The following is a 17395-nucleotide window of genomic DNA, read 5'->3' as shown; positions in this document are numbered from 1 at the left end:
CGTGAACGACGTCCTGCACAACGACCGCGTCCGGGCCGAGATCGATCCCACCCGTGGTGCGCGTCTCGTCAGTCTGGTCATCGACGGCTTCGAGGTGCTGGCACACGCCGAAGATCCCTCCGTCGACCCGGACATCGCCGATGGCTGCTTCCCGATGGTGCCCTGGGCCGGTCGGGTGCGAGACGGGCTGCTGCGCGACGGCAGCGGCGTCCACCAGCTGCCCCAGACCGACGGGCCCAACGCGCTGCACGGGCTCGGGCACGTCGCGGCCTGGCAGGCCGTCGCCGAGGGCGACTACCGCCTGGGCATCGGTGCACCGTGGCCGACGTCCGGCACGGCGGCCCTGACCTACCGGCTGCTCGACGACGGGGTCAGCATCGAGCTCGGCTGGGACGACGGCACCGACGGCCCCTGCTCGATCGGGCTGCACCCGTGGTTCGCCCGGCGGCTTTCTGCCGGCGAGGAGGCACAGCTGTCCCTCGGAGCGACCGCCATGGTCGAGCGCGGACCAGACGGCCTGCCGACGGGGCGGCTCGTCGATCCGACACCCGGACCGTGGGACGACTGCTTCCGCGTCGAGGGCTCGCCCGTGCTGACCTGGCCGGGCGCCCTCGAGCTCACGCTCAGCGCCGCCACTCCGTGGTGGGTCGTCTACGACCAGCCGGCGGGCACGATCTGCGTCGAGCCGCAGACAGCGCCGCCCGACGCGTTCGACCATGCCGCGCTGCAGCCGTCGGGTCCGTGGCCTCACACGGTCCGGCTCGACGTCACCGGACGGGCGCTCTAGCACTTCGGCGCGGTCCGGCGCGGCCATGTCATCAGGTGACACGGCTCCACGGAGGCGGCGATACGAGCGACAGTGGATCGCACCGCCCGCCACCAAGGAGACTCCCACATGACCGTCACCGACGAGCTCGTCGAAGCCAACAAGTCCTACCAAGAGGGCTTCAACGGCCCGCTGCCGCTGCCGCCGGCCCGCAAGGTCGCCGTCGTCGCCTGCATGGACGCCCGACTCGATCCCGCCAAGATCCTCGGCATCGAGGAGGGCGACGCTCACGTCATCCGCAACGCCGGCGGTGTCGTCACCGAGGATGCGCTGCGATCGCTCGCCATCAGCCAGCGGCTGCTCGGCACCGAGGAGATCGTGCTGGTCCACCACACCGACTGCGGCATGGTGACGTTTGCGGACGACGAGTTCCGTCAGGGCATCGAGGCTGAGACCGGCATCCGTCCGACGTGGTCGTCCGAGGCCTTCCCCGACGCCGCCGCCGACGTCAAGCAGGGCATCAACCGCATCAAGGCCAATCCGTTCATCCCGAAGAAGGATCACGTCCGGGGCTTCGTCTTCGACGTCGCCACCGGCGCGATCGACGAGGTCTGAGCCGCCCGCAGGCGTCGTCAGACAGCGCGTCCCCGATTGGTGGCAAGGCGCCATCTGCTGACACAATGGGACGCGGAGGGGAGTATTCCCCGATCGCAGCGCCGTCATCACGGTGACTCCCAGCAGTCACCCGGTTCTGCGGGCCGCCACTGACCTCGGTCGTCGGGCGGCGGAAGAGACCTCCGGCGCATTGACGACCGGAGGACAATCCCTTGAACGTATCCACCACCGAATGGGCGATCACGATCGGCGTGACGCTCGCGGTGCTCCTGTTCGACATCTTGATCGTCGCGCGACGGCCCCACGAGCCGTCGATGAAGGAGTGCGCGACCTATCTGAGCATCTATGTCGGACTCGCGATCGCCTTCGGCATCTGGGTCACGGCCTACCACAACACGTCGGGCAAGGACGGCGACTACGGTCTGCAGTTCTTCGCCGGGTGGCTCACCGAGTACAGCCTGTCGATCGACAACCTGTTCATCTTCATCATCATCATGGCCAGCTTCAAGGTGCCGAGGAAGTACCAGCAGGAGGCCCTGCTGGTCGGCATCGTCATCGCGCTGGTCTTCCGCGCGATCTTCATCGCCCTGGGTGCGGTCGCCATCGAGCAGGTCTCGTGGATCTTCTACATCTTCGGCGCCTTCCTGCTCTACACCGGCTACAACCTGGCCAAGGACACCGAGCACGACGACGACGGCGAGAACGCCGTGGTCCGGATGGCGCGCAAGCGGTTCACGGTCTCCGACCAGTGGGACGGCCTCAAGCTGTTCGCCAAGGTCAACGGCAAGCGGGCCATCACGCCGATGTTCCTGGTGATCATCGCGCTGGGCACCACGGACCTGCTGTTCGCGCTCGACTCCATCCCGGCGATCTACGGCCTGACCAAGGAGCCCTACCTGGTCTTCACGGCCAACGTGTTCGCGCTGATGGGTCTGCGCCAGCTGTACTTCCTGCTGGGTGGCCTGCTGAAGAAGCTGATCTACCTGTCGCAGGGACTCGCGATCCTGCTGTCGTTCATCGGCGTCAAGCTGATCCTGCACGCGCTGCACGAGAACGAGCTGCCGTTCATCAACGGCGGTGAGCACGTCAAGGTCTACGAGATCCCGACGCTGCTCAGCCTCGGCGTCATCGTCGGCATCCTGTCGATCACCGCGATCGTCAGCCTGACGGTCTCCAGCCGTCGCGAGAAGGCCGGGCTCAACCCGGACGGATCTGCCAAGGTTCAGGCCGGTCCCTCGGACGAGACCTCGTAACGCCTGACCGACGCATCGAGCACCGCGACCTGCTGGTCTCCGCTGGGCCCTGAGCCCCGGAAGGCCAGCAGGTCGTTCTCGTTGTCCCAGCGCTCGAGGATGTTGATGCGTCCCGGGTCGACGAGGTCTGCGCTGAGGGCGAAGTCGAGGCAGCCCTGAGCCTGCCGTGCACGTTCGACGACCGCGACGCACCCCTGGAGGTAGGCGTCGCGGCCGTCGGGCGCCACCACCAGGTGGCCGGCGACGATCAGCACGTCAGTCGCCGAGCGAGTCGACGTCCTCGAAGTTGCTGTCGCCCTGACCGGTCGCCTTGTTGATGGCGAACGTGATGAGCCAGAGCACGACGCCGATGAGCATCAGGCCGCCGGCGATCTCGTAGACGATCGACTCGCGGTCGACCCACGGGCCGACCAGGAACAGGCACAGGAACGCTCCGAGGTAGGGGAGCGGGCCGGGCGAGGAGAAGAACGTCTTGACGTGGTCGTGGCGCTTGCCACGCAGCACGAGGCAGGCGACGTTGACGACGGCGAAGACGCACAGCAGCAGCAGCGACGTGACGCTGGCCAGGTTGACGACGATGTCGCTGTCGGGGTCCTGGCGCACGTAGTAGATCAGGCCGAGCGCGAGGACGGTCGTGAACGCGATGCCCGCCCACGGCGTGCGTCGACCCGGGAGCACCGAGCCGAGCTGGCGCGGGAGCACGTCCTGGCGGGCCATGCCGTAGATCAGGCGGCTGGCCATCAGCATGTTGATCAGTGCGGTGTTGGCGACGGCGAAGACGGCGAGGAACGGGAAGACCTTGTCGATCGGGAAGTCCGGAGCGCCGATCGAGACGACCGACAGCAGCGCCCGGCCCTCGTCCTCGTTGATCTGGGTGATCTGCTCCGACGTGAGCACGCTGACCACGGAGACCGCCACGAGCATGTAGAGCACGACTGCGATGCCGAGGCCCGTGAGCATCGTGCGCGGGAAGATCTTCTGCGGGTTCTCGACCTCCTCGACCATGTTGACGGCGTCCTCGAAGCCGACCATCGCGAAGAAGGCGATCGAGGTGGCTGCGGTCACGGCCAGGAACAGGCCCTTGTCGTTGGCGTCCTCGAAGACCGTGACGCGGCTCAGGTCGCCGTCGCCGCTCGCGACGACGTAGAAGCCGACACCGATGACGATGGCGAGCGCGGTGACCTCGACGAGCGTCAGGACGACGTTGAACTTGACGCTCTCGCCGACGCCGCGCAGGTTGATCAGCGCGAGCAGCAGCATGAAGACCATCGCGATCGCCGTGATGGTGCCGTCGCTGACGTCACCGTCGATCCAGCCGTTGATGGCCATGCCGTCGGTCAGGAAGCCGGCGAGCGTCGCCGAGGCGGTCGAGGCACTGGTGATGCCCGAGCAGACCACGGCGAAGGCCACGATGAACGTGATGAAGTGCACGCCGAACGCCTTGTGCGTGTAAAGCGCGGCGCCGGCTGCCTGTGGATACTTCGTGACCAGCTCGAGGTAGGACAGCGCCGTGATCGTGGCGACGACGAAGGCCAGCAGGAAGGGCAGCCACACGATGCCGCCGACGCCACCTGCCATCTGCCCGGTGACGGCGTACACGCCGGCACCCAGGATGTCGCCGACGATGAAGAGCAGCAGGAGCTTGGGCCCCATGACTCTCTTGAGCTCTGTCGGCTGGCCGGTTTCCGCGGTGTCGGTGCTCATGAGACCCCCTTGTGAAGGCGTGCCGGTGGGCGCGCTGTCGTCTCACCCTCTACCGGCTGGCGCTGGCGCGCAAGCGAGCGGTGTAGTTTCATCTGCGTGGTCAACGTGAAGGGGACAGTCCGTCGCTGGGTAGGGCGCATGCTCGTCAAGCGCATCCAGAAGAACGGCATCGACCTCAGCGCGCTGTCCTTCATCCCCGAGCAGACCAAGATTCCCCTGCAGCGTGACGTCATGGATCCGCTGCCGAAGATCGCCGAGTGGCGGGCTGCGGAGCCGATGCGCAAGCTCGAGCTCCCGTTCACCTTCACGGCCTACCTCGTCACGGGTCACGACGAGGCACGGACGATCCTCACTGACCGCGACAGCTACAGCAACGACATCCGGCACCTCTTCCACGGCGACGGACCGGCGACGGCCGACGACATCGGCGGCCTCGGCTTCACCGACCCGCCGCTGCACACCCGCCTGCGCAAGATCGTGACTCCCGAGTTCACGATGCGCCGCCTGGCCCGCCTCGAGCCGATGATCTCCGACTTCGTCGACGCCCAGCTGGACGCCCTGGAGGCCGAGGGCCCCGGGGCCGACCTCTGCAAGGCCGTCGCCTTCCCGATCCCGTTCCAGACCATCTGCGCGCTGCTGGGCCTCGACTACGCCGACAGCCAGGCGTTCGCCAAGCTCGGCAGCGACCGCTTCGACGCGACCAACGGTGGCGCTGCGGCGTTCGGCGCGGTGTCCGACCAGCGCAAGTTCCTCTTCGAGGCCGTCGCCCGTCAGCGCAAGGAGCCCGGACCGGGCCTGCTGGGGCAGATCATCCGCGACGAGGGCGACACGATCTCCGACTTCGACCTCGCGGGTCTGGCCGACGGCATCTTCACCGGCGGCTTCGAGACGACCGCCGGCATGATCGCGCTCGGCACGATCGTGCTGCTGCGCGACCCGGAGTATGCCGACCTGGTCCGCCGCGGAGAGCCCGAAGACGTCGACCGCGTCGTCGAGGAGCTCCTGCGCTACCTCTCGGTGGTCCAGGTCGCGTTCCCGCGGTTCGCGAAGCACGACATGGAGCTCTTCGGCACGCACGTCAAGGCCGGCGACGTCATCCTGACCTCGCTCAACGGTGCCAACCGTGACCCGGCCGCAGCAGGGGAGCGTCCCGAGGAGTTCGACCCCTATCGCACGCCCCCGAGCGGTCACCTCGCGTTCGGTCACGGCATCCACCGCTGCATCGGCGCCGAGCTGGCCCGCATGGAGCTGCGCATCGCGCTGCCCAAGCTGTTCCAGCGATTCCCCGACCTCGCCCTCGCCACGTCGCAGGCGGAGCTCAGCTTCCGCCAGCTGTCGTTCGTCTACGGCGTCGACGAGCTCACGGTCACGTTCTAGCTCGCGACCGTCCCCTAGGGTGTCGCCATGACCGCGCACGCCGACACGGCCACCGCCATCGAGGCGTGGTTCGACGACCACGGTCTGCCCTACTTCGTGGGTGACCACGCGGACCGGGTCGAGGGCTGGGTGTCGAGCAAGCGCATCGTCGCGGTGATCCTGCTGATCATCGCGGTGTCGGTCGCGAGCGGCGTCGTGGTCGGCACGTTGCTCGCCAACCACGGCTCGGTCGGGACGTTCGTCGGCGTGGTGGTCTTCCTCGCGCTGCTCGGTGGCTTCGCCGGTCGGCTGCTGCGGATGGGCACGATGCTGCGGTGGGCCGCCCGCCGGACGTTCGGGTCGCTCGGCCTGATGTTGCCGCTGCTGACCCGGGCCCTGCCGCTGCTCCTGCTGGCCGTGACCTTCTTGTTCATCAACGCGGAGGTCTGGCAGGTCGCGGCCCTGATGTCGCGGCACGTCTTGTGGCTGGCGGTGCTGTTCTTCGCCGCGATCGCGGCGGTGTTCCTGCTCGCTCGCCTGCCCGAGGAGGTCCGGGAGGTCGAGGCGGACGTCGTCGGTGACCGGGTCGCGGCGTGCTGCGTCGGCACACCCGCCGAGGACGCGGCGAGGCGGCTGACCGCCGAGCCGGCGCACCTGCCGCGGTTCGCCCGCGCCAACCTCGTCCTCGTGCTCCTGTTCAACCAGGCGATCCAGGTGCTGCTGCTGTCGCTGGGCCTGTTCGCGTTCTTCGTGGTGTTCGGCTCGCTGACGATCCCGGACGACACCGTCACGGCGTGGACGGGGCAGAAGGCGGTCACCGACCTGCCGTCGCTGGGGGAGTACGTGCCGATCACGAACGAGCTCTTCCAGGTGTCGGTCTTCCTGGCGGCGTTCGCGGGCCTCTACTTCACGGTCTACGCGGTGACCGACGAGACGTACCGCTCCCAGTTCTTCGCGGGTCTGTCGCACGAGCTGGAGCAGGCGGTCGCGGTCAACGCGGTGTACGTCTCGCTGCCCCGCGACGGCGTGCCGGCGGAGGAGTAGAGAGCCCTAGACGGGCGTCGGGGGAGTCTCGTCGATCGGCTCGGTCGAGGCGCACTGGCCGAGGGTGATGGCCTTGTTGCGCGCGAAGCTCTCCGACGAGCGAGCGGCGTCGGGGTAGTCCTCGGGTGCGAGGTTGGCGTAGTACTGGACGGCGTCGAGCAGGGCGTCGGCCTCGGGCTCGGGGTTGACCTTGGCATAGATCTTGGCCGGGGTCTTGGCCTGCTCGAACTGCTCGACGGTGCCGGCGTAGTCCTGCCGGTTGAACTCGTCGATGCCCGCGCGGACGAGCTCGCAGGTCTGCTGCTCGGCCTCCGAGGCGCTGAGCTGCGCCGTGGGCTTCGCGGCGGGCGCGTCCGACCCGCTGCTGCAGGCACTCACGAGCACCAGCATGACGGCGGCGACGAACGTCTTCATGCTCCAACGCTAGGCGCTGGACGGAGAATCGCTACTCGAGACGGCAGCGGTCACCCTGCGGCATACTGCCCAGATGAGACGTCTGCTCCTCGTGGTCCCGGTAGCGCTGGCCGCGCTGCTGGTCGGCTTCGGTGCAGCGTGGATGGGCGCCGACGCGCCGTCCCAGGTCGCCACGGTCGACGTCTACCCGAGGCCGCTCGCGCCGTTGCCCGTCCCCGAGGTCCGGCTGCCCGGCGATCCCCTGCCTGACCCGCAGGCGAGCGGCGTGGTCCCGACGCCCGAGCCGATGAAGGTTCCGGACGATCTTCGGCTGTGCGGTGCGCCGGCGACGAAGGGACCCGTGCCGCAAGCTCCTCCGCTGTGCCGGATCGAGTAGGCCCCCACTAGAACACCTGTTCGAATAGTCGTATCCTTCGAGGGTGAATCCGAACGGGACGAGGAACGGCCGGCCGCTGGCCGCCGCGGACCCGTACGCCGTCCCGACACCGCAGGCCCCGCCGGTCTATCACGTGTGGGTCAACCTCTCGAACCTCACGACCCAGGTCGCGCAAGAATATCCGGGCCTGGTGCTGGGGTGGCGTCGTACGTCCGACGGCTACGAGGCCCAGGTCGTCTACGTCATTCCCGGCAAGTCCCAACGACACAGCGACGCGTCCCAGATCGCCTGGCTGCCAGCGAGCAAGCTCAAGCCACGCGAGTGACGGTGTCGGGAGTGCGTCCTACGGTGGAGGCATGCCCTCTGCCACCCACACCTCGCGTCACATCGTCGAGACCATTGCCCGCAGCGCCGCCGACGTCTACGCCTTCGCCTCCGACCCCCTCAACCTGCCGGCCTGGGCCGCCGGGCTCAGCACCGAGATCGACCTGGTCGACGGCCAGTGGGTCGCCGAGTCCGACCTGGGACGCATCACGGTCGAGTTCGCGCCCGACAACCCGTACGGTGTGCTCGACCACACCGTGACGCTCCCGGACGGCGCCCGGGTGGTCAACCCGCTGCGCGTCGTGCCCAACGGCGACGGCTGCGACATCGTCTTCAGCCTGTTCCAGCTGCCCGGCTTCGACCTCGACGCCTTCGAGTCCGACGCCGCAGCCGTCGCCCGCGACCTCGCGACCCTCAAGACCCTGCTGGAAGCCTGACCTGCCGCCGTCCGCTCCACTTTTTGGGCACTTGTGTATCGGTCTGCTCGCCAGACACCTTCACAAGTGCCCAAAAAGTATCGACGCTGTGCGGGACGAGCTCGTCGGCGGGGAAGATCTCGGTCTCGGCCTGGTCGATCAGGGTCGTGAAGTCCTCGGGCGACCACGTCTTGCCGACGCCGCCGGGGAAGAGGGAGTCACCGGCGAGGGTGTCAATGGCGTTCTGCGAGATCCCAGCCGTCGCGGACGTAGTCAACGTGATCATGATGTTGGCTGCCGAACGACTCGAAGAAGTCATCGGTGAGCTGGAGCGGCAGCCCTTCGGAGAGGATCCGTGACCCGAGAGCGAAGTCGTAGATCTCGTCAGCGCTCAGCATCACGTGCGCTGTTGTTCCTCTGCCGTCATCGACGAATACTCCGCTCGACGGGTCGGCGCGGACGGTGCCGAACTGCGTCAGGTAACTCACCCACGCATGCCAGGTCCCTTCGCGATCAAAGGGCGCTTCGCCAGCAGGCGTGATGTCGTCCCCGTCGTGCGGGTTCACCATCCGCGTTCGCGCCACTCCGCGAGGTGGGGGCGCTCGACGCCTAGGGTCGTGTCGTTCCCGTGACCGGGGTAGACCCGGGTGTCGTCGGGGTAGGCGCCGAAGATCTTGGTCTCGACCTGGTCGATCAGGGTCGTGAAGTCCTCGGGCGACCAGGTCTTGCCGACTCCGCCCGGGAAGAGCGAGTCGCCGGTGAACAGGTGCACGATGCCGTCGGGGTCGTCGTAGGCCAGGACGATCGAGCCGGGCGTGTGCCCCTCGACCTCGATGACCTCGAGCTCGCAGGAGCCGACCCGCACCCGAGCGCCCGTCTGCACGCGGACGTCGACCGGCACGGGCAGCTCGTCGGCGTCGCGCTCGCCGGCGACGGTCTCGGCGCCGGTCCTGTCGACGACGGTCGCGAGCGCCTGCCAGTGGTCGCCGTGACGGTGGGTCGTGACGACCCGGGCGAGACCGTCGGTGCCGATCAGCTCGAGCAGGCGGTCGTACTCGTTGGCGGCGTCGATCAGGATCTGCTCGCCGGTGAGGGCGCACCGCAGCAGGTAGGCGTTGTTGTTCATCTCGCCGACCGCGATCTTGGTGATGATCAGGTCGCCCGCGGGCTGCACGTCGGCAGGACCGCCGACCTCGACTTCTCCGGTGTACGTCATGGGAGAAGCGTGCCAGAACCGTTCGACCTCCGGGGCGGTGCGCTGGCGTCCAGGATCAGCGACGACGTGGACGCCAGCGCACCGCCTCCGGGGGAGAGGGGGGTGGTGTGACCAGTCCGACCCCGCGCTCGGAAAGAAACTGTCCGACCCCGTCGTTACGATGACGAGGGGCAGAGTTCTGCCCGCAGCACCCATCCTTTTCGCACCAGAACCAGGGGAGCCAGTGACCGATCGCCTCGTCATCCGCGGCGCACGAGAGCACAACCTCAAGGACGTCTCGCTCGATCTTCCGCGCGACTCCCTGATCGTCTTCACCGGCCTGTCAGGCTCGGGCAAGTCGTCCCTCGCGTTCGACACGATCTTCGCCGAGGGGCAGCGCCGCTACGTCGAGTCGCTCTCGGCGTACGCGCGCCAGTTCCTGGGGCAGATGGACAAGCCCGACGTCGACTTCATCGAGGGCCTGTCCCCGGCCGTCTCGATCGACCAGAAGTCCACGAGCCGCAACCCCCGCTCGACCGTCGGCACGATCACCGAGGTCTACGACTACCTCCGCCTGCTCTACGCCCGTGCGGGCCGCCCGCACTGCCCCGAGTGCGGCGAGCCGATCGCCCGCCAGACCCCGCAGCAGATCGTCGACCGCATCATGGCCGGCGAGGAGGGCACCCGCTTCCAGGTGCTCGCACCCGTCATCCGCGGCCGCAAGGGCGAGTACACCGAGCTCTTCAAGCAGCTGCAGGCCCAGGGCTTCAGCCGCACGATCGTCGACGGCGAGGTGCACATGCTCGCCGACGAGCCGCCCCAGCTCGCCAAGCAGAAGAAGCACACGATCGACGTCGTCGTCGACCGTCTGCAGGTCAAGGGCACCCAGAAGCAGCGCCTCACCGAGTCGGTCGAGACCGCGCTCAACCTGGCTGACGGCCTGGTCATCATCGACTACGTCGACCTCGACGAGAAGGACGCCGACCGCACCCGCCGCTTCTCCGAGAAGCTCGCGTGCCCCAACGACCACCCGCTGGCCGTCGACGAGCTCGAGCCCCGCTCGTTCTCGTTCAACGCCCCGTTCGGCGCGTGCCCCGAGTGCCACGGCCTCGGCACCCGCATGGAGGTCGACCCCGAGCTCGTCGTCCCCGACGACGCCAAGTCGCTCAACGAGGGCGCCGTCGCACCCTGGTCGTCGGCGCACGTCTCCGACTACTTCTCCCGCCTGATCGGTGCGCTCGCCGACGAGATGGGCTTCTCCGCCGACACCCCGTGGGGCGACCTGCCGGCCACGGTCCGCGAGGCGATCCTGCACGGGCACCCGACCAAGATCCACGTCCGCTACAAGAACCGCTACGGGCGCGTCCGCTCCTACTACACCGAGTTCGAGGGCGCGATCACCTACCTCGAGCGCCGCCACGACGAGACCGAGTCCGACACCAACCGCGAACGCCTCGAGGGGTTCATGCGCGAGGTGCCGTGCCGGGTCTGCAACGGCACCCGTCTGAAGCCGGTCATCCTCGCGGTGCAGCTCAACTCCGAGAAGTACGGCCCCAAGAACATCGCCGAGGTCTGCGCGCTGTCGATCAGCGAGGCCGCCGACTACCTGCTGTCGCTGGAGATGAGCGACCGCGAGCGCCAGATCGGCGAGCGGGTGCTCAAGGAGATCAACGAGCGGCTGCGCTTCCTGCTCGACGTCGGGCTCGACTACCTCGCGCTCGACCGCAACGCCGGCTCGCTGTCCGGCGGCGAGGCCCAGCGCATCCGGCTCGCGACGCAGATCGGTGCCGGACTCGTCGGCGTCCTGTACGTCCTCGACGAGCCGTCGATCGGCCTGCACCAGCGCGACAACCACCGCCTGATCGAGACGCTGGTCCGCCTGCGCAACCTCGGCAACACCCTGATCGTCGTCGAGCACGACGAGGACACGATCCGGGCGGCCGACTGGGCCGTCGACATCGGCCCCGGCGCCGGCGAGCACGGGGGACAGGTCATCGTCTCCGGGCCCGTCAAGGAGCTCTTCGACAGCGAGGAGTCGCTGACGGGTCAGTACCTCTCGGGCCGCAAGTCCATCCCGCTGCCCGAGAAGCGTCGCGAGCGCACCCCCGGACGCGAGCTCACGGTCAAGGGCGCCAAGGAGAACAACCTGCGCGACATCGACGTCACGTTCCCGCTGGGCATGTTCGTCGCGGTCACCGGCGTCTCGGGCTCCGGCAAGTCGAGCCTGGTTAACGACATCCTCTACACCCAGCTCGCCCGGTCGATCTACGGCGCGCGCACGATCCCGGGGCGCCACCGCGCGATCACCGGCCTCGACAACGTCGACAAGGTCATCCACGTCGACCAGTCGCCGATCGGCCGCACCCCGCGCTCCAACCCGGCGACCTACACCGGCGTCTTCGACCACGTCCGCAAGCTGTTCGCGCAGACGCCCGAGGCCAAGATGCGCGGCTACCAGCAGGGTCGCTTCTCGTTCAACGTCAAGGGCGGCCGCTGCGAGGCGTGCTCCGGCGACGGCACGATCAAGATCGAGATGAACTTCCTGCCGGACGTCTACGTGCCCTGCGAGGTGTGCCACGGCGCCCGCTACAACCGCGAGACGCTCGAGGTCCACTACAAGGGCAAGTCGATCGCCGACGTCCTCGACATGCCGATCGAGGAGGCCGTCGAGTTCTTCGAGGCCATCCCGGTCATCGCGCGTCACCTGCGCACGCTCGTCGAGGTCGGCCTCGGCTACGTGCGCCTCGGTCAGCCGGCGACGACGCTGTCCGGCGGTGAGTCGCAGCGGGTCAAGCTGTCGTCGGAGCTGCAGAAGCGGTCGACAGGCCGCACGGTCTACGTGCTCGACGAGCCGACGACAGGTCTGCACTTCGAGGACATCCGCAAGCTGCTCGGAGTGCTGCAGCGCATCGTCGACACCGGCAACTCGGTCATCGTCATCGAGCACAACCTCGACGTCATCAAGACGTCCGACTGGGTCATCGACATGGGCCCCGAGGGTGGCAGCGGTGGCGGTCTGCTGATCGCCGAGGGCACCCCCGAGGACATCGCGGCGAGCCCCGACAGCCACACCGGCACGTTCCTGAAGCCGCTTCTCGCGTAGCGGCCGGTATCGTGTTCGCATGGCCGGCGGACTCTTTGCACTGCTCGATGACGTAGCCGTGCTCGCGCGCGCTGCAGCAGCCTCGGTGGACGACGTCGCTGCGGCGGCCGGGCGCGCGAGCGTCAAGGCCGCGGGCGTCGTCGTCGACGACACCGCGGTGACCCCCCAGTACGTCCACGGCGTGACCGCCGACCGCGAGCTGCCGATGATCAAGAAGATCGCGATCGGCTCGCTGCGCAACAAGGTGCTGTTCATCCTGCCGGCGGCGCTGCTGCTCAGCCAGTTCCTGCCGTGGCTGCTGACCCCCTTGCTGATGCTGGGCGGCACCTACCTGTGCTTCGAGGGCGCCGAGAAGATCTGGGAGCGGATCAGCGGCCACCACGAGCAGGCCAGCGAGACCGCGGCCGAGTCGGGGCCCGAGCAGGAGGCCACGATGGTCTCAGGCGCGATCCGCACCGACTTCATCCTCTCCGGCGAGATCATGGTCATCGCGCTCAACGAGGTCACCGACGAGCCGTTCCTCTCCCGCGCCGCGATCCTGCTGGTGGTGGCGATCGCCATCACGGCGCTGGTCTACGGCGTCGTGGCGCTGATCGTCAAGATGGACGACGTCGGCCTGAGCCTGTCGCAGCGGGCATCGGCGTTCTCGCAGAAGGTCGGCCTCGGCCTGGTCAAGGCCATGCCCCGTCTGCTGGCCGTGATCTCGACGGTCGGCATCGCCGCGATGCTGTGGGTCGGCGGGCACATCATCCTGGTCGGTGTCGACGACCTCGGATGGCACTGGCCGTACGACCTGGTGCACCACCTCGAGGAGGACGTCCACGACGCCCTCAGCTCGGTCGGTGCCGTCGCCGGCTGGCTCACCAACACGCTCGCGTCCGCCCTGATCGGCGCCGTCTGGGGCGCGATCATCGTCGCCGTCATGCACGTCGTCCCGCGACGCCGTGGCAAGGGCACCGAGCACGCCTGAGTGTCACCGCCACGCCGTAGACTTGCGGTGTGGCAGATCCAGCGAGCTATCGACCGGCGCCGGGAGAGATCCCGAACGAGCCGGGGGTCTACCGGTTCCGTGACGACGAGCGCCGCGTCATCTACGTCGGCAAGGCCAAGTCGCTCCGGCCGCGCCTGAGCTCGTACTTCCAGGACATCACCAACCTGCACCAGCGCACGCAGCAGATGGTGACCACCGCGTCGTCGGTCGAGTGGACGGTCGTCAGCACCGAGGTCGAGGCCCTGGCGCTGGAGTACTCCTGGATCAAGGAGTTCGACCCCCGCTTCAACGTCAAGTACCGCGACGACAAGTCCTACCCGTGGCTGGCGGTCACGGTGGGCGAGGAGTTCCCCCGGGTGACGGTCATGCGGGGGGCGCAGCGCAAGGGCGTCCGCTACTTCGGCCCCTACGGCCACGCGTGGGCCATCCGCGACACCGTCGACACGCTGCTGCGGGTCTTCCCGATGCGGTCGTGCTCCGCCGGGGTCTTCCGGCGCTCCAAGGCCATCGGGCGCCCGTGCCTGCTGGGTGACATCGGCAAGTGCGCGGCTCCGTGCGTCGGCCGGGTCAGCCCCGACGAGCACCGTGCGATCGTCAACGACTTCCTGGCGTTCATGGGCGGGCAGACGGCCGGCTTCACCAAGCGCATCGAGAAGAAGATGCTCGAGGCGTCCGCGCGGGAGGAGTACGAGCTCGCCGCCAAGCTGCGCGACGACCTCGGCGCCCTGCAGCGGGTGCTCGAGAAGCAGACCGTCGTCCTGGGCGACGGCACCGACGCCGACGTCCTCGGCTTCGTCGACGACCCGCTGGAGATCGCGGTGCAGATCTTCTCGGTCCGTGGCGGACGCATCCGTGGCCAGCGCGGCTGGGTCGCCGAGAAGGCCGACGAGGCCGAGTTCCCCGAGCTCGTGCAGCGGGCACTGATGACGCTCTACCAGGACACCGCGCCGTCGGCGATCCCGCGCGAGGTGCTCGTGCCCCACATGCCGCTCGACGCCGGCACCGTCACCGAGCTGCTCAGCGAGCGCAGGGAGGGCCCGGTCACGATCCGCGTCCCGCAGCGGGGCGACAAGCGGGCCCTGATGCAGACCGTCGAGCAGAACGCCAAGCAGTCGCTCATGCGGCACAAGATGAAGCGCACGTCCGACCTCACCGCGCGCAGCCTGGCGCTAGAGGAGATCCAGGAGGCCCTCGACCTGGAGTCCGCGCCGCTGCGCATCGAGTGCTACGACATCTCCAACCTCGGCGCCACCGAGACCGTCGCCTCGATGGTCGTGTTCGAGGACGGGTTGCCCCGCAAGTCCGAGTACCGCCGCTTCACGATCCGCAACGAGGGGCAGAGCGACGTCGCGGCGATGCACGAGGTCATCACGCGTCGCTTCACCCAGCTGCTCAAGGCGCGCACCGACAACGACGACGAGGGGCCCGGCATCGACCCCGAGACCGGCAAGCCCCGGCGCTTCGCCTACACGCCGTCCCTCGTGGTGGTCGACGGCGGACCGCCCCAGGTCGCGGCGGCGCACCAGGCCATGCAGGCGCTCGGCGTCACCGACGTCGCGCTGGTGGGGCTGGCCAAGCGCCTCGAGGAGGTCTGGCTGCCCGACGACGAGGACCCCGTGATCCTGCCGCGCACCAGCGAGGGCCTCTACCTGCTGCAGCGGCTGCGTGACGAGGCGCACCGCTTCGCGATCACCCACCACCGTGGCCGGCGCAGCAAGTCGATGATCGAGAGCGTCCTCGACCCGGTCGCGGGGCTCGGGCCGACGCGTCGCAAGGCGCTTCTGAAGTCGTTCGGGTCGGTCAAGAAGCTCCGCGCAGCGACGGCAGAGGAGATCGCATCCGTGCCCGGGATCGGCGCGGCTACGGCACAATCCATCGTGGAGGCGCTTGCGGCCGGCGAGACCGCGCCCGCGATCAACACCGCCACCGGCGAGATCATCGAAGCATGAGAGACGAGGACACGTGACGACCCTCAGCCAGTTCGTGCTGGTGACCGGCATGACCGGCGCGGGACGCGGCTCCGCGGCCAAGGTGCTGGAGAAGCTCGGCTACTACGTGATCGACAACCTCCCGCCGGGGCTGCTGTCGAGCGCGGTAGAGACGGTCGAGAAGTCCGACGACATCGACAAGCTCGCGGTCGTCGTCGATGCGCGGTCGCGCCAGTTCTTCGGCGGACTCGTCGAGTCCATCGAGTCGCTGCGCGACATGGGTGTGCACACCCGCATCCTCTATCTCGAGGCGTCCGACGAGGTGCTCGTGCGTCGCCAGGAGGCGGCTCGACGTCCGCACCCGCTCAGCCTCGAAGGTCGTCTGATGGACGGCTTCGACCGCGAGCGCGAGCTGCTGCGGCGGCTGCGCGGGCGGGCCGACATCGTCGTCGACACCACGACCCTCAACGTCCACCAGCTCGGCCAGCGGGTGCGCGCGGCGTTCGAGGACGCCGACTCCGGCGGTCTGCGTGCGTCCGTCATGTCGTTCGGCTTCAAGTACGGCATCCCGATCGACGCCGACATGGTGGCCGACCTGCGCTTCCTGCCCAACCCGTTCTGGGTCGACGACCTGCGACCCCTGAGCGGTCTCGACGTCCCCGTCAGCGAGTACGTCCTGAGCCAGCCCCGTGCCGACGAGTTCCTCGAGCAGTACGAGCGCCTCGTCGCGCTGCTCACCGACGGCTACCTGCGCGAGGACAAGCACTTCCTGACCATCGCGATCGGCTGCACGGGCGGGCGTCACCGCAGCGTCGCGATGTCCGAGGCGTTCGCCGACCGGCTCCGATCGCGGGGTGTGCGGACGCTCGTCGTCCATCGTGACCTGGGGCGCGAGTGATCACTCGGCCCCCGCGCCCCGAACGCCCCGAGCGGTTCGAGGGAGATCTCAAGGTCGTGTCGCTCGGTGGCGGGCACGGCCTGGCTGCCAGCCTGTCGGCCTTGCGGCGACTCACGACCGAGCTCACGGGCGTCGTCACGGTGGCCGACAACGGTGGCTCCTCGGGTCGCCTGCGCGACGAGCTGGGCGGCCTGCCGCCGGGTGACCTGCGCATGGCGCTGGCTGCGCTGTGCGGCGACGACGAGTGGGGTCGCACATGGGCGAGCCTGCTGCAGCACCGCTTCACCAGCGGCGGGCCCCTCGACGGTCACGCCGTCGGCAACCTGCTCATCGCCGCCCTGTGGGACCAGCACGATCACGTCGCGGGCCTCGACCTCGTCGGTGACCTGCTGGGCGCCCAGGGGAGGGTGCTGCCGATGGCGGCCGTGCCGCTCGACATCGAGGCCGAGGTGCACCTGACGTCGGCGCCCGACCGGATCACCATCATCCGGGGCCAGGTGCAGGTCGCCCAGGTCGACGGCCAGGTCGTCAGCGTGCGGCTCGATCCGGCCGACCCGCCGGCCTGCCCCGAGGCCGTCGCCGCCGTCGAGTCGGCCGACTGGGTCGTGGTCGGGCCGGGCTCGTGGTTCACCAGCGTCATGCCGACGCTGCTCGTGCCGGGGCTGCGTGACGCCCTGATCTCGACTCCGGCCCGACGCGCTCTCGTCCTCAACCTCACCGAGCAGGACGGCGAGACCGAGGGGCTGAGCCCGACCGACCACCTCGAGGTGCTGGCCGCGCACGCGCCCGAGCTGAGGCTCGATGCGGTCATCGCCGACACGAGCCTCGTTGACACGCGTGGCACGCTGGAGGCGACTGCACGATCGCTCGGTGCGCGCCTGGTCGTGTCCGACCTGGCCGAGAGCCCCGGCTCAGACCAGCACGACCCAGCACGGCTCGCAGCCGCGTTCGGACAGGTCATGAGGCAGGCGTAAAGTGACTTTTTTCTCGACGACCCGAAGGGGACCCGCTG

18 protein-coding genes are annotated in these 17395 nt (G+C 68.7%); 13 read left to right on the top strand and 5 right to left on the bottom strand.

Features of this window, described 5'->3' with window-relative positions:
• Position 1 precedes the first annotated feature (1 nt).
• The 3 genes from HQK15_RS13420 to HQK15_RS13410 all read left to right on the top strand — a co-directional run bounded on the left by HQK15_RS13420 (position 2) and on the right by HQK15_RS13410 (position 2634).
• On the top strand, positions 2-787 hold the full coding sequence (locus tag HQK15_RS13420) for an aldose 1-epimerase (protein ID WP_173491990.1): 786 nt from the start codon (positions 2-4) through the stop codon (positions 785-787).
• 108 nt (positions 788-895) lie between these two features.
• Positions 896-1381 carry a beta-class carbonic anhydrase gene (locus HQK15_RS13415; protein ID WP_173491988.1) on the top strand — a complete coding sequence of 162 codons (486 nt, stop codon included), beginning with the start codon at positions 896-898 and terminating at the stop codon, positions 1379-1381.
• 212 nt (positions 1382-1593) lie between these two features.
• Positions 1594-2634, top strand: coding sequence for a TerC family protein (locus tag HQK15_RS13410; RefSeq protein ID WP_173491987.1), 1041 nt, complete (start codon positions 1594-1596; stop codon positions 2632-2634).
• Here HQK15_RS13410 and HQK15_RS13405 read toward each other — a convergent pair.
• Both HQK15_RS13405 and HQK15_RS13400 read right to left on the bottom strand, forming a co-directional pair.
• Complete coding sequence (locus HQK15_RS13405; protein ID WP_173491986.1) at positions 2604-2888, bottom strand: antibiotic biosynthesis monooxygenase family protein; 285 nt, start codon at positions 2886-2888, stop codon at positions 2604-2606. The two genes, HQK15_RS13410 and HQK15_RS13405, sit on opposite strands and share 31 nt — an antisense overlap.
• Position 2889: 1 nt before the next feature.
• A complete protein-coding gene (locus tag HQK15_RS13400) occupies positions 2890-4338 on the bottom strand; it encodes an APC family permease (RefSeq protein ID WP_173491985.1) in 1449 nt (482 codons plus the stop codon).
• 138 nt (positions 4339-4476) lie between these two features.
• On the opposite strand from HQK15_RS13400, the gene HQK15_RS13395 reads away from it, so the two are divergent.
• Complete coding sequence (locus HQK15_RS13395) at positions 4477-5715, top strand: cytochrome P450 (protein WP_173491984.1); 1239 nt, start codon at positions 4477-4479, stop codon at positions 5713-5715.
• Positions 5716-5742: 27 nt separating this feature from the next.
• Positions 5743-6738 (top strand): hypothetical protein, encoded by a 996-nt coding sequence (locus tag HQK15_RS13390; RefSeq protein ID WP_173491983.1) that lies wholly within the window; start codon positions 5743-5745, stop codon positions 6736-6738.
• Positions 6739-6744: 6 nt separating this feature from the next.
• Here the strand turns inward: HQK15_RS13390 and HQK15_RS13385 are convergent, their stop codons facing one another.
• Positions 6745-7152 carry an outer membrane protein assembly factor BamD gene (locus HQK15_RS13385; RefSeq protein WP_173491982.1) on the bottom strand — a complete coding sequence of 136 codons (408 nt, stop codon included), beginning with the start codon at positions 7150-7152 and terminating at the stop codon, positions 6745-6747.
• A gap of 73 nt (positions 7153-7225) precedes the next feature.
• Here HQK15_RS13385 and HQK15_RS13380 point away from each other — a divergent pair, with 73 nt between their 5' ends.
• The 3 genes from HQK15_RS13380 to HQK15_RS13370 are packed head-to-tail and all read left to right on the top strand — an operon-like array spanning position 7226 to position 8289.
• Entirely contained in the window at positions 7226-7528 is a 303-nt protein-coding gene (locus HQK15_RS13380; protein WP_173491981.1) for a hypothetical protein, read from the top strand.
• A gap of 43 nt (positions 7529-7571) precedes the next feature.
• Positions 7572-7853 (top strand): hypothetical protein, encoded by a 282-nt coding sequence (locus HQK15_RS13375; protein WP_173491980.1) that lies wholly within the window; start codon positions 7572-7574, stop codon positions 7851-7853.
• 31 nt (positions 7854-7884) lie between these two features.
• Positions 7885-8289, top strand: coding sequence for an SRPBCC family protein (locus tag HQK15_RS13370; protein WP_173491979.1), 405 nt, complete (start codon positions 7885-7887; stop codon positions 8287-8289).
• Between the two features lie 212 nt (positions 8290-8501).
• Here the strand turns inward: HQK15_RS13370 and HQK15_RS13365 are convergent, their stop codons facing one another.
• Positions 8502-8834 carry a hypothetical protein gene (locus tag HQK15_RS13365; RefSeq protein ID WP_173491978.1) on the bottom strand — a complete coding sequence of 111 codons (333 nt, stop codon included), beginning with the start codon at positions 8832-8834 and terminating at the stop codon, positions 8502-8504.
• A complete protein-coding gene (locus HQK15_RS13360; RefSeq protein WP_173491977.1) occupies positions 8831-9484 on the bottom strand; it encodes an MBL fold metallo-hydrolase in 654 nt (217 codons plus the stop codon). Before HQK15_RS13360 ends, HQK15_RS13365 begins: the two co-directional genes overlap by 4 nt.
• 223 nt (positions 9485-9707) lie before the next feature.
• Between HQK15_RS13360 and uvrA the strand changes: the two genes are divergently transcribed.
• From uvrA to HQK15_RS13335, 5 genes are read left to right on the top strand one after another with little or no spacing between them, the layout of a single operon-like run.
• Entirely contained in the window at positions 9708-12566 is a 2859-nt protein-coding gene (gene uvrA, locus HQK15_RS13355; RefSeq protein WP_173491976.1) for an excinuclease ABC subunit UvrA, read from the top strand.
• Positions 12567-12585: 19 nt separating this feature from the next.
• Positions 12586-13536 (top strand): DUF808 domain-containing protein, encoded by a 951-nt coding sequence (locus tag HQK15_RS13350; RefSeq protein WP_173491975.1) that lies wholly within the window; start codon positions 12586-12588, stop codon positions 13534-13536.
• Positions 13537-13565: 29 nt separating this feature from the next.
• A complete protein-coding gene (uvrC, locus tag HQK15_RS13345; protein ID WP_173491974.1) occupies positions 13566-15506 on the top strand; it encodes an excinuclease ABC subunit UvrC in 1941 nt (646 codons plus the stop codon).
• Between the two features lie 13 nt (positions 15507-15519).
• A complete protein-coding gene (rapZ, locus tag HQK15_RS13340; RefSeq protein ID WP_173491973.1) occupies positions 15520-16383 on the top strand; it encodes an RNase adapter RapZ in 864 nt (287 codons plus the stop codon).
• Complete coding sequence (locus HQK15_RS13335; protein WP_367649177.1) at positions 16380-17357, top strand: gluconeogenesis factor YvcK family protein; 978 nt, start codon at positions 16380-16382, stop codon at positions 17355-17357. The genes rapZ and HQK15_RS13335 overlap by 4 nt, the downstream gene beginning before the upstream one ends.
• The last annotated feature ends 38 nt before the right edge of the window (positions 17358-17395 follow it).

This window comes from Aeromicrobium stalagmiti, assembly GCF_013283745.1.
Classification (GTDB): Bacteria; Actinomycetota; Actinomycetes; order Propionibacteriales; family Nocardioidaceae; genus Aeromicrobium; species Aeromicrobium stalagmiti.
Note: the sequence above shows the minus strand (reverse complement) of the source record. Positions and strands in the feature narration are given on the sequence as shown.

Excerpts from the sequence above, each read along its gene's own strand:
- HQK15_RS13370 (WP_173491979.1), top strand. The coding sequence starts at position 7,885 with ATGCCCTCTGCCACCCACACCTCGCGTCACATCGTCGAGACCATTGCC.
- HQK15_RS13360 (WP_173491977.1), bottom strand. The coding sequence starts at position 9,484 with ATGACGTACACCGGAGAAGTCGAGGTCGGCGGTCCTGCCGACGTGCAG.
- HQK15_RS13385 (WP_173491982.1), bottom strand. The coding sequence starts at position 7,152 with ATGAAGACGTTCGTCGCCGCCGTCATGCTGGTGCTCGTGAGTGCCTGC.
- HQK15_RS13395 (WP_173491984.1), top strand. The coding sequence starts at position 4,477 with ATGCTCGTCAAGCGCATCCAGAAGAACGGCATCGACCTCAGCGCGCTG.
- HQK15_RS13400 (WP_173491985.1), bottom strand. The coding sequence starts at position 4,338 with ATGAGCACCGACACCGCGGAAACCGGCCAGCCGACAGAGCTCAAGAGA.
- HQK15_RS13415 (WP_173491988.1), top strand. The coding sequence starts at position 896 with ATGACCGTCACCGACGAGCTCGTCGAAGCCAACAAGTCCTACCAAGAG.
- HQK15_RS13380 (WP_173491981.1), top strand. The coding sequence starts at position 7,226 with ATGAGACGTCTGCTCCTCGTGGTCCCGGTAGCGCTGGCCGCGCTGCTG.
- HQK15_RS13350 (WP_173491975.1), top strand. The coding sequence starts at position 12,586 with ATGGCCGGCGGACTCTTTGCACTGCTCGATGACGTAGCCGTGCTCGCG.
- HQK15_RS13390 (WP_173491983.1), top strand. The coding sequence starts at position 5,743 with ATGACCGCGCACGCCGACACGGCCACCGCCATCGAGGCGTGGTTCGAC.